8 protein-coding genes are annotated in these 12,102 nt (G+C 73.7%); 6 read left to right on the forward strand and 2 right to left on the reverse strand.

Translation table 11 applies throughout. The features are described from left to right. The first annotated feature begins 50 nt into the window (after positions 1-50). The 6 genes from queA to YS110_12260 all read left to right on the forward strand — a co-directional run bounded on the left by queA (position 51) and on the right by YS110_12260 (position 9,059). Entirely contained in the window at positions 51-1,139 is a 1,089-nt protein-coding gene (queA, locus tag YS110_12235; protein UJB65463.1) for a tRNA preQ1(34) S-adenosylmethionine ribosyltransferase-isomerase QueA, read from the forward strand. Positions 1,140-1,228: 89 nt separating this feature from the next. Beyond that, positions 1,229-2,110, forward strand: a complete 882-nt coding sequence (locus YS110_12240) for a lysoplasmalogenase (protein UJB65464.1) — start codon at positions 1,229-1,231, stop codon at positions 2,108-2,110. A gap of 107 nt (positions 2,111-2,217) precedes the next feature. Next, positions 2,218-2,847 (forward strand): DUF2760 domain-containing protein, encoded by a 630-nt coding sequence (locus YS110_12245; protein ID UJB65465.1) that lies wholly within the window; start codon positions 2,218-2,220, stop codon positions 2,845-2,847. A gap of 5 nt (positions 2,848-2,852) precedes the next feature. Further along, the gene (locus YS110_12250) at positions 2,853-4,742 is read left to right on the forward strand and encodes an Hsp70 family protein (protein ID UJB67438.1); all 1,890 of its coding nucleotides are present in this window, start codon (positions 2,853-2,855) and stop codon (positions 4,740-4,742) included. Between the two features lie 249 nt (positions 4,743-4,991). After that, complete coding sequence (locus YS110_12255) at positions 4,992-5,876, forward strand: amino acid ABC transporter substrate-binding protein (GenBank protein ID UJB65466.1); 885 nt, start codon at positions 4,992-4,994, stop codon at positions 5,874-5,876. 342 nt (positions 5,877-6,218) lie between these two features. After that, a complete protein-coding gene (locus tag YS110_12260) occupies positions 6,219-9,059 on the forward strand; it encodes a hsp70 family protein (GenBank protein UJB65467.1) in 2,841 nt (946 codons plus the stop codon). A gap of 15 nt (positions 9,060-9,074) precedes the next feature. On the opposite strand, the gene YS110_12265 is transcribed toward YS110_12260, so the two are convergent. Beyond that, a complete protein-coding gene (locus tag YS110_12265) occupies positions 9,075-9,782 on the reverse strand; it encodes a uracil-DNA glycosylase (protein ID UJB65468.1) in 708 nt (235 codons plus the stop codon). A 45-nt stretch (positions 9,783-9,827) separates the two neighbouring features. Continuing rightward, complete coding sequence (locus YS110_12270) at positions 9,828-12,092, reverse strand: diguanylate cyclase (protein UJB65469.1); 2,265 nt, start codon at positions 12,090-12,092, stop codon at positions 9,828-9,830. Between the last annotated feature and the right edge of the window lie 10 nt (positions 12,093-12,102).

Consider the following 12,102-nt stretch of genomic DNA (forward strand, 5'->3'; position numbering starts at 1 on the left):
TGCGTGCGCAATTTGCGAGAATTCGGGGCTTTTTTCCGGCCCCGCCCCGCATGCACACCCTCAGCGACTTCGACTTCGTGCTGCCCGAGCAGCTCATCGCCCAGCACCCCGCGCCCGAGCGCAGCGGCTCGCGCCTGCTGGACGGGCGCGCGCCCACGCCGGTGGACCGCGTCTTCCGCGAACTGCCCGCGCAGTTGGCGCCCGGCGACCTGCTGGTGTTCAACGACACGCGCGTGCTCAAGGCGCGCGTGTTCGGCGAAAAGGCCAGCGGCGGCAAGCTGGAGCTGCTCATCGAGCGCGTGCTCACAGGCAATGAGGTCGTGGCGCACATGAAGGTCAGCAAGAAGCCGCTGCCCGGCGCCACCGTGCACATGGCGGGCGGCGCGGCGGCAGGCGGCTTCGACGCCACGCTGCTGGCGCGCTGGCCCGACGCCGACGGCCCGCTGTTCCGCTTCGCCCTGCGCGGCCCGGCCGGCGAGACGCCGTGGGAACTGATGGAGCGCCACGGCCACCTGCCGCTGCCGCCCTACATCGAACGGCAGCAGAACGCCGCCCACGATCCCGACGAAGCCGAGGACAGCGAGCGCTACCAGACCGTCTTCGCCCGCGCGCCCGGCGCCGTGGCCGCGCCCACGGCGGCGCTGCACTTCGACGAAGCGGTGCTCGCCGCGCTGGCCGCGCGCGGCGTGGAGCGCGCCAGCGTGACGCTGCACGTCGGCGCCGGCACCTTCCAGCCCGTCAAGACCGAGAACCTGGCCGAGCACCGCATGCACAGCGAGTGGTACGAGGTGCCGCCGGCCACGCTGGCGGCGCTGGAGCGCTGCCGCCTGCGCGGCGGCCGCGTGGTGGCCGTGGGCACCACCACGGTGCGCACGCTCGAATCCTGGGCCCGCAGCGGCCAGACCACGGGCGAGACCGACATCTTCATCACGCCGGGCTTTCGCTTCCAGGTGGTGGAGCTGCTCATCACCAACTTCCACCTGCCCAAGAGCACGCTGATGATGCTGGTGAGCGCCTTCGCCGGGTACGCGCACACCATGGGGCTGTACCGCCACGCCATCGCCCAGGGCTACCGCTTCTTCAGCTACGGCGACGCGATGCTGCTGCAGCGCGCCGCGCCCGCCGCCCCAGCGGACTGAGCGGGGCCGTTTTCGAGCGTTTGCCCTAGGCGCCCGGCGCGGGCGCTGTGGCACAGTGCCGGCACCCTTCTCCACCCCGCCGCGCCGCCATGCTCCCTCCGCCCCCGCCCTCCGCCCCGCGCGGGTTCGTTGCCGTGCAGGCCGTGCTGCTGCTGGCCGGGGCCACGGCCTGGGCGCTGCAGGCCGGCCAGGCGCCGTGGGCCGCCAACGCCCTGTGGCTGGCCGTGCTGCTGGCCTGCGCCACGGCGCTGGCGGCCGTGCGGCACGGGCGCCTTGGCTGCTGGGCGGCGCTGATGGTGCAGTGCGCCGCGCTGGCCACCGCCACCAGCGCGCTGGAGCTGACCGCCTGGCACTGGCTGTTCAAGCCCCTGGCCATGCTGTGCGCTATCGTTTGGGTAGCTGCCAGCGCTCACCCAGCAAGGGCCGGAGCCACTTTTTTCTCTCCATCCACCCCGGCGCTCGACGCCACCGGGCGGCGCTGGCTCACCGGCGCGCTGGCGGCCTCGCTGGCGGGCGATGCGTTCCTCATGGTGGAAGGCTTCTTCGTGCCCGGCCTGGCCTCCTTCCTGCTGGCGCACCTGGCGTACATCGCCGTGCTGCGGCGCGGGCAGCGCTGGTTCGCGCACCGGGGCGCGCTGGCCGCCACGCTCGCCATCGGCCTGGGCATGTACCTGTTCCTGTGGCACGGCGGGCTGCCGCCCGCGCTGCGCCTGCCGGTGGCGGTGTACGTCACGGTCATCGCCCTCATGGCGGCCCAGGCCCTGGGCCGCGCGCACCAGTTGCGCACGCGCGGTGCCACGCTGGTGGCGCTGGGCGCGTGCAGCTTCCTGTGCAGCGATGCCGTGCTGGCCACGAACCGCTTCGTCCAGCCCCTGCCCTGGGCCGCGCTGTGGGTGCTGGCCAGCTACTACCTGGCGCAGGGGCTGATCGTCGCCGGCCTGCTGCGCCCTGCCGCGCGGCCCGGCACCTGAAAGGCACCCCGGCCGGCGTGCGGGCCGCGCCCTTTGGGTAACATCACACCCCCTTTCCACGGGGCGCGCGCCCGCGCCGCCAGGTGCGCGCGGCCCCCTGCCATGCCATGACCCCATCGACCCCACCCTCCTTCCTCAGCCGCGTGGCCATTGCCCTCGGCAGCTTCTTCGCCCTCCTGGGCAACGGCCGCCTGGCCGCCGACGTGCAGCGCCTGCGCGCGGGCGAGCCGCTGGCCGCCGACGCGCCGCCCAAGGAGGTGCGCGTGGAGGTGCCGGTGGAGAAGATCGTCGAAGTGCGGGTGGAAGTGCCGGTGGAAAAAGTCGTCGAGAAAATCGTCGAGCGCCGCATCGAGGACACCACGCCCACCGCCGCGCTGCAGCTGCTGGGCCTGCTGCAGCGCCAGGCGCGCTTCGTCGATTTCGTGCAGGAGGACGTGGCGCAGTACAGCGATGCCGAGATCGGCGCCGCCGCGCGCGTGGTGCACGAGGGCTGCCGCAAGGTGCTGGCCGAGCACTTCACCCTGGCCCCGGTGCGCACCGAGCCCGAGGGCAGCCGCATCACGCTGCAGCCCGGCTTCGACGCCGCGCGCGTGCGCGTGACCGGCAACGTGGTGGGCCAGCCGCCCTTCACCGGCACGCTCGCCCACCGCGGCTGGCAGGCCAGCGACGTGCGCCTGCCCCAGCTCACCGACGCCCAGGCCGCGCGCACCCTGGCGCAGGCGGAGGTGGAGCTGTGAGCGCTCTGGAATCCATAGCTGCCAGCACAGGCCAGGAAAGCGCTGAAGGCCAAAATGGCCCGCAATTCAGCATCGGCATCGACCTCGGCACCACGCACTGCGCCTTGTCGTGGATCGACCACGCCGCCAGCGACGGCGAGCGCGTGGCGCAGGGCGTGCTGGACGTGCCCCAGCTCACCGCGCCGGCCAGCGTGCAGGCACTGCCGCTGCTGCCCTCGTTCCTGTACCTGCCGCACGAGAGCGAGCTGACGCCCGCCGACCGCACCCTGCCCGGCCAGGCGCCGCAGGACGGCGTGGTGGGCGAGTTCGCGCGCACGCGCGGCGCGGCCACGCCGATCCGCCTGGTCTCCAGCGCCAAGAGCTGGCTGTGCCACCCCGGCGTGGACCGGCGCGCGCCGCTGCTGCCAGCCGATGCGCCGGAGGACGTGGCGCGCCTGTCGCCGCTGGCCGCCAGCATGCGCTACCTGGAACACCTGCGCTGGGCCTGGGAGCAGGCCCACCCCGGGGCGCCGCTGGCGCGCCAGCAGGTGACGGTGACCATTCCCGCATCGTTCGACCCCGCCGCGCGCGCGCTGACGGCCGAGGCCTGCCAGGCCGCCGGGCTGGCGCACTTCACGCTGCTGGAGGAGCCCCAGGCCGCGCTGTACAGCTGGATCCAGGCCAGCGGCGGCGCCTGGCGCAAGCAGGTGGCGCACGGCGACATGCTGCTGGTGGTGGACGTGGGCGGCGGCACCACCGACTTCTCGCTCATCGCCGTGCTGGAGCAGGACGGCCACCTGGCGCTGCAGCGCGTGGCCGTGGGCGAGCACATCCTGCTCGGCGGCGACAACATGGACCTGGCCCTGGCCTACGGCGTGGCGCGCAAGCTGGCGCAGGAAGGCAAGCCGCTGGACGCCTGGCAGACCCGCGCGCTGGCGCACGGCTGCCGCGCCGCCAAGGAACAGCTGCTGGCCGACGCCCGCCTGGCCGCCGTGCCCGTGGTGGTGCCGAGCCGGGGCAGCAGGCTCATCGGCGGCAGCATCCGCACCGAAGTCACGCAGGCCGAGGTGCAGCAGGGGCTGGTGGAAGGCTTCTTCCCGCGCGTGGACGTGTCCGACAAGCCGCAGGCGCGCGCGCGCGCCGCGCTCACGCAACTGGGCCTGCCCTACGCGCAGGATGCCGCCGTCACGCGCCACCTGGCGGCCTTCCTGGCGCGCCAGCTGGACGCCACCGCGCAAACCGGCGGCCTGCAGCCGCGTGCCGGCGCCAGCTTCGTGCACCCCACGGCGGTGCTGTTCAACGGCGGCGTGCTCAAGGCGCCGCAGATCGCGCAGCGCATCCTGGACGTGCTCGGCGGCTGGCTGGCCGCCGAGGGCGCCCCGGCGCCGCGCGTGCTCGAAGGCGCGCACCTCGACCTGGCGGTGGCGCGCGGCGCGGCCTACCACGGCTACGTGGCGCGCCAGGGGCGCGGCGTGCGCATCCGCGGCGGCACGGCGCAGAGCTACTACGTGGGCGTGGAGAGCAACATGCCCGCCATTCCCGGCATGGAGCCGCCCGTCTCGGCCCTGTGCCTGGCGCCCTTCGGCATGGAGGAAGGCAGCGAGGTGGCGCTGGACGCGCAGCCGTTCGGCCTGGTGGTGGGCGAACCGGTGCGCCTGCGCTTCTTCGGCTCCAGCGTGCGCCGCCACGATGGCGTGGGCACGCTGCTCGACTTCTGGGGCCCCGAGGAGCTGGTCGAGCTGCAGGAGATCGAGGCCCTGCTGCCCGCCGAGGGCCGCAGCCCCGGCGAGGTGGTGCCCGTGCACCTGCACGCGCGCGTGACCGACATCGGCACGCTGGAGCTGAGCGCCGTGCCGGTGGGCGGCAATGCGCGCTGGAAGGTCGAGTTCGACGTGCGCGCCCCGGCCGCCGCCTGACCGAGCCCTAAACCCCACGGCTGGAGAGGCCTCCCCACACAAACGCCGCGCCTGCGGGCACCATACCGCGCCGTGCCCGTGGCGGGCCTGCGCGCAGGCTCCGCCACGGGCACGGTTTTCGCTTATGTCCCGGCCGTCCAGACCCGAATGGCCGGACAACCCGCCAGCGGCCACCCGCCCTGGCACCTGGCGCCCTCGACCCGGGGGCGTCCATCCCACGCTGAATCACCGTTTCAGGAGGTTTCACCCATGCACCCGCTCTCCACGCGCGCGCTGGCCGGCGCGCTGGCCACGGCCCTGGCGCTGCCCGCGCTCGCCGCCGACCCCACGCTCTCCAAGATCCAGTCCAGCGGCACGCTGACCATCGGCTACCGCAAGGACGCCTCGCCCCTGTCCTACGTGGACGCCAGCGGCCAGCCCATCGGCTACGCCATCGACCTGTGCCAGCAGCTGGTTGCGCGCATCCAGAGCCAGCTCAAGCTGCCCGCGCTGCAGGTGCAGTACGTGCCGGTGACCATCGCCGAGCGCTTCGACCGCATCGCCGAAGGCAAGATCCAGCTCGAATGCGCCGACTCCACCAACTCCAAGGCGCGGCGCGACCTGGTGAGCTTCGGCCTGACCTACTACTACGCCGGCGCCCGCATGCTGGTGCGCAAGGACGACAAGCGCGAGCAGTTGTCGCAGATGGCCAGCGCGCGCATTGCCGTCATCACCGGCTCCACGGGCCAGACCGTGGCCGAGCGCCACAAGGGCGCCACCCTGGTGCCCGTGGCCAGCACCGACGAAGGCGCCCGGGCCGTGGCCGAGGGCCGCGCCGACGCCTTCGTGTCCGACGACATCTCCCTCATCGACCAGGCACGCATGCTCAAGGGCGCGGTGAAGGTGGTGGGCCCGCGCATGTCGGTGGAGCCGCTGGCGCCGATCGTGCCCAAGAACGCCCCCGACTTCCAGCACCTCGTGGCCCAGGCCATGAAGGACATGTACCGCGACGGCACGGCGCGCCAGGTGTACCGCAAGTGGTTCGAGCACCCGCTGCCGGTGCGCGAGTACTCGCTCGACCTGCCGCCCGACCGCCTGCTGAGCGACACCTTCCGCCGCCCCGATACCTTCGTGACCGACTGGACGGTGCTGTAAGAACGTGTTTACGGTCTTTTCATGGAGCCCGCAAGGCAGCAAAAAGCCGCAATCTAGGCGCGCGCCGCAGGCCATGCTGGCGGCCTGGCCGAGGCGCGCAACGACGAGTGCGGCTTTTTGCTGCCTTGCCCGAAGGGTTGCCCCGCAAAAGTGGCATCTGCGGCGTTGCAAATGCTCGCCGGGCCACCAGCCCGGCTGCGCTTTGCGCCTTGCACCTGCCACTTTTGCGGGGCAACGGGCTCCATGAAAAGACCGTAAACACGTTCTAAAGCCCCCCGGCGGTTTCGGGGTAACAATCGCGGCAGCGGCCCCGCGCCGCCTGCCCCGTCCCTGAACCGCCGCATGACCACCGCCCCCACACCGCACCCCGCCACCGCCCGCTACGCCGTCGGCATCGACCTGGGCACCAGCCACACCGTGGTGGCCTGCGCGCCGCTGCACGGCGGCCCCGGGGACATCGCCCTGCTGCCCATCCCGCAGCGCACCACCGCCAGCGAGGTGCAGGCCCTGCCCCTGCTGCCCTCGGTGCGCTACCAGGCGGCCCCCGGCGAGCTGGGCGAGGCCTGGCGCCAGCCCTGGCCGCCGCTGGGCGCCAGCGACGCAGCCCCGGCCATCACCGGCCGCTGGGCGCGCGAGCTCGGCGCCAGCGTGCCCGGGCGGCTGGTGGCCAGCGCCAAGAGCTGGCTCTCGCACCCGGGCGTGGACCGCGGCGCGCCCATCCTGCCCTGGGGCGCGCCCGAGGACGTGGCGCGCATCTCGCCGCTCGACGCATCCGCCGCCACGCTGGCCCACGTGCGCGCCGCGTGGGACCTGGCCCACCCCGAGGCCCCGCTGGCCCGGCAGGCCGTGGTGCTCACCGTGCCCGCCTCGTTCGACGAAGGCGCGCGCGCCCTCACGCTGGAGGCCGCGCAGCGCGCCGGCCTGCCCCCGGTGCAATTGCTGGAGGAACCCAAGGCCGCCTTCCACGACTGGCTGGTGCTGCAGGGCGACGCCCTGGCCGCGCAACTGGCGCACAGCCGCCTGGTGCTGGTGGCCGACGTGGGCGGCGGCACCACCGACCTGACGCTGATCCGCGTCGCCCCCGGCACCGGCGGCGCCCTGCCCACGCTCACCCGCGTGGCCGTGGGCGAGCACCTGATGCTCGGCGGCGACAACATGGACCTGGCCCTGGCGCACCGGCTGGAGCCGCAGTTCGCCGGCGCCGGCCAGCGCCTGGCGCCGGGGCGCTTCGCGCAACTGGTGCAGCGCTGCCGCCAGGCCAAGGAGCTGCTGCTGGCCGAAGGCGCACCCGCGCACACCACCATCACGCTGCTGGGCGGCGGCTCGCGCCTGCTGGCGCAAACCCGCTCGGCCCCGCTCACGCAGGCCGACGTGCACGCCTGGGTGGTGGAAGGCTTCCTGCCGCCCGCGCAGCCCGGCGACGCCCCCACGCGCCGCCAGGGCGCGCTGCGCGGCCTGGGCCTGCCCTACCCGGCCGACGCCGCCATCACGCGCCACCTGGCGCAGTTCCTGGCGCAGCACGCGGGCGGCGAATGGCCCGACACCGTGCTGCTCAACGGCGGCGTGTTCCACGCCCACGCACTGGCCGAGCGGCTGACCGGCCAACTGGCGCAATGGCGCGGCGCGCCCGTGCGCGTGCTGCACAACCCCCACCCCGACTGGGCCGTGGCACGCGGCGCGGCCGCCCATGGGCTGGCGCAATACAAGGAAAAAACGGCTCTAGCCCAGGAGGGACAAGCGCCAGCAACTCCCAAAACCATAGTGCCGCGCATCGGCGGCGGCTCCGCGCGCAGCTACTGGCTGGTGCTGCCCGGCCCCCAGGGCGGCGCACGCCAGGCCCTGTGCCTGCTGCCGCGCGGCACCGAGGAAGGCGTGCGCCTGGTGCTGTCCGGGCGCCGCTTCGCGCTGCGGCTCGGCCAGGCCGTGCGCTTCGACCTGGTGGCGCGCAGCCAGGGCCAGGCCCAGGCCGGGCAGATCGCCGCGCTCGAAGGCGAGGGCTGGACCGAGCTGCCCCCCCTGGCCACCGTGCTGCCCGCGCCCGAGGGCCGGGCCACCGCGCAGGTGGAAGTGCAACTGCAGGCCTGCATGGGCGAGGTCGGCACGCTGGAGGTGCGCTGCGTGGCCGCCCACGATCCGGCGCACGCCTGGCTGCTGCCCTTCGCCGTGCGCGGCGCCATGGCGCATGACGCTTCTGAATCCATAGCTGCCAGCGCAGACCCTGCAAGCGCTGGCGCCGAAAAACGCCTGCAAGCAGCGCTGGCGCTGGCCGAGCGCATCTTCGGCCACCAGGCCCAGGAGGTGGCGCCGAAAGACGTGCGCCAGTTGCGCACCGCGCTGGAGCGCCAGATCGGCCCGCGCGAGGACTGGGACGTGGCCACCTTGCGCACCCTGTTCGACGCGCTGCTGGCGCGCGCCAAGCGCCGCCGCCGCACGCCCGAGCATGAGCGCGTGTGGCTCAACCTGGCGGGATGGTGCCTGCGCCCCGGCGTGGGCGCGCAGCTCGACGCCTGGCGCATCGGCCAGGTGTGGCAGCTCTACCCGCAGGGCCTGGGCCACGCGCAGGACAGCGCCAACTGGACCGAATGGTGGGTGTTCTGGCGCCGCGTGGCCGCCGGCCTGGACGAGACCCAGCAAATGGAGGTGCTCGAAGCCGTGGCCGGCTGCATGCAGAAAACCGTGCAGCGCGCCAGCGCCAAGGGCGCCAAGGCGCCCTGGGGCAGCTACGACGACATGCTGCGCCTGTTCGCCGCCATGGAGGCCGTGCCCTGGCAGTACCGCCAGGAGATGGGCCAGTGGATGCTGCAGCGCCTGCGCCGCCCGGACGAACCGGCGCACACCTGGTGGGCCATCGGCCGCCTGGCGGCGCGCCAGCCGCTGGCCGCCAACGCGCACCGCGTGATGCCGCCCGAGGCGGCGCAGGAATTCCTCGACGCCACGCTGGCGCAGGACTGGCGCAAGAACGAACACGCCATGTTCGCCGCCGTGCAGATCGCGCGCATGACGGGCGAGCGCACGCTCGACCTGCCCGGCGCCGCGCGCGCCGCGGTGCTCGGCAAGCTGCGCGCCAGCGGCGCGCCGCAGCGCTGGGTCGACCAGGTGGAGCAGGTGCAGGAAATGAGCCGCGAGGACCGCCAGCGCAGCCTGGGCGACAGCCTGCCGCCGGGGCTGGTGCTGGTGGGGTAGCCGCCCGGCCCGGGCTCAATACCCGTGCTGCTCCCGGAACGCCCGCGCCTGGCCGAAGTGCCCACAGCCGATGAACGGCACCGGCGGGCGCAGCGCCGACAGCGGCGAGGGGTGGTTGGCCGTGAGCACCAGGTGCCCCCGGTCACGCGGGATCAGCGCGCGCTTGGACTGCGCGTGGCTGCCCCAGAGCATGAAGACCACGGGCCGCGGCCCCTCGGCCACGGCGCGGATCACGGCGTCGGTGAGCAGCTCCCAGCCCTGGCCGGCGTGGCTGGCGGGCTGGCCCTCCTCCACGGTCAGGCAGGTGTTGAGCAGCAGCACGCCGTTCGTGGCCCATTTCACCAGGCTGCCGCCGGGCTGCGGAAACGGCGGGAAGGGCACGCCCAGGTCGCGCTGCATTTCCTTGAAGATGTTCTGCAGCGATGGCGGCAGGCGCACGCCCGGCGCCACGGAGAACGCCAGCCCCTCGGCCTGCCCCCGGCCGTGGTACGGGTCCTGCCCCAGGATCACCACGCGCACCTTGTCGGGCGGCGTGAGCTGCAGCGCGCGCAGCGGCTGCGGCGGGAAGATGGCGGCGCCCGCCTGCAGGCGCTGGTGCAGGAAGTCCAGCAGCGCCTGCCCGCGCGGGCTGGCGAAGAAGCCGTCCACCTGCGGCTGCCAGCCGGGCGCGACGGGCCACCCGGCAGGATCGGCGCTTTGCAACTGGGTCGGGTTCTCATGCATCGAATAGGCCTCCAAGGCGCTTGCATCATGCGCAAGCAGCTATTTTTACGATAGCGCACCCGTGCCATCGTCGGCACGGTTGCGGCCGCGCTGCTTGGCGCGGTACAGGTGGGCGTCGGCCTGCGCCAGCAGCGCCTCGGGGGTGGAGTCGCCGTCGGGCACCTGGCTGGCCACGCCGGCGCTGATGGTGACCACGCTGGCCACCAGCGAGCCCTTGTGCTCGAGCCCCAGGGCCTGCACGGCGCGGCACAGCGCCTGCGCCTTGTGCCGGGCCCCGGCCAGGTCGCACTCGGGCAGCAGGCAGACGAACTCCTCGCCGCCGTAGCGCGCCACCAGGTCGTGCGGGCGGGCCAGGCCCGTGCGCAGCGCCGTGGCCACGGCCTTCAGGGCCTCGTCGCCCTGCTGGTGGCCGTAGCGGTCGTTGTAGAGCTTGAAGTGGTCGATGTCGAGCATGACCAGGGCCAGCGGCTTGCCGCTGCGGCGGCAGCGGCGCCACTCGGCCTGCAGCGTCGTGTCGAAATGGCGGCGGTTGGCCAGGCCGGTCAGCCCGTCCATGTAGGCCAGCTTGCGCAGCGCCTCGCTTTGCGCCTGCTGCTCGGTGCGGTCGACGAAGGTGGCCAGGAAGTGCTTGCCGAAGACCAGGCCGCCGATGGCCATGGTGCGCAGCGTGCCGTCGCGCGCGACGATGCGGTAGTCGCGCACCGGGATTTCGCCGCCGCCCTGGGCGGCCAGGGCCATGGCCTCCTTCCAGGTGCTGCCCACGACGCGGCGGTAGTCGTCCTCGGGGTAGGCGCGCAGCGTCCATTCGTGCAGCGTGGGCGTTTCGGCCTCGGTATGGCCGAAGTCTTCGAGGAAGCGCCGGTTGCGGAAGTAGATGCGGTGCGCCTCGTCGACCATGCACAGGCCGATGGGCATGTCGTTCATCAGGTGGCGCAGCACGCGCTCGGTCTCCTGCAGCTTCAGGGCCTGCTGCGTGGCGTCGGTGACGTCGCTGTAGGTGCCGACGAGCCGCGCCGGGCGGCCCTGCGCGTCGTGCGCGATGGTGCGGCCCCGGTCATGGATCCAGCGGTAGCTGCCGTCCTTGCAGCGCACGCGGTGCGTGCTTTCGTAGAACGGGGCCGCGCCGTCCAGGTGGCGCTGCAGGGCGGCCTGCACGCGGGCGCCGTCGCTGGGGTGCAGGCGGGAGGTCCATTCGTCGAGGCGGCCTTCCAGGTCGCCATCGGCATAGCCCAGCATGGCTTTCCACACGGGCGAGAAATACACGCGGCCACTGGCCACGTCCCAGTCCCACACGCCCTGGTTGGTGGCCTGCAGCACAGCCAGCCAGCGCGCCTGCGCGTAGCGCCAGGCCTCCACGCGCCGGCGCTGCAGCAGGTGCAGCCCCGCAGCGGCGGCCAGCCCCAGCAGCACCCAGGCGCCCCCCAGGCCCCAGGCGACGGTGCGCCAGCCAGAGAAGATGGCCTGCCAGTCGCGCCCCGCGGCGACCACCAGCGCCTTGTCCATGTGCAGGCCGGGCGGCTGGATGGTGTGGATGGCGATGAGGCGCTGCGCGCCGCCCGGCTGCGTCACGCCCCGGTACACGCCCGCCGTCTGGCCGCGCGCGCGGTGCTGCATGAACACCGTGCCGGGCTGCGCCAGGTCGGCGCCAGGCGGCTCGGGATGCTCGGCCATCATCAGGAAGCGCAACCCATCGCCATGCGCCAGCCCGGCCAGCATGTCGGGCGCGTAGCGCACCGATTCGAGCAGGGTGGTGAATTCCTCGGGGTCGAGCGTCGCCGTCACCACGCCGCCAAAGGCGCCCGTGGCGTCCAGGACGGGGCGTGCCAGGATGATGGCCCACACCCCCAGCTCGGTGCGGAACGGCGGGCTGACCACCAGGGTGTCGGCTGCGGCCGCGCGCGCGGCCTGGAAATAGGCGCGCGCCGCGAAGTTCTTGCCCACCAGCGCGGTGCGGTTGACGGCGCGCGCCGTGCCCTGGGCATCGAGCCACGCCAGCGTGCGCACGCCGGTCATGGCATCGCTGAAAGCGGCCAGGCGCTCGTTGAGCCGCTGCGGATCCACCGTGGGAGTGCCTTGCAGGTCGCGCGCCAGCGTGGCCAGGACCTGGCTCACCGCGTCGAGCTGGCGCGCCAGGTTGGCGTGAACGATGCGCGCCTGGTGCGCCAGGCGCAGGCGTTCGCGCGCCTCGATGTCCTGGCGTTCCAGCCACAGGCCGCCGGCCAGCAGCACGCCCAGCGCGAGCCAGCCCAGCGCCAGCGCGTACCAGGCGCGGCGCAGCAGCGTAGCGGGAGGGCGCTGGTGCGCGGGCAAGCCAGCCTCC

Origin of the sequence: Acidovorax sp. YS12, from assembly GCA_021496925.1 — a bacterium.
Classification (GTDB): domain Bacteria; phylum Pseudomonadota; class Gammaproteobacteria; order Burkholderiales; family Burkholderiaceae_C; genus Paenacidovorax.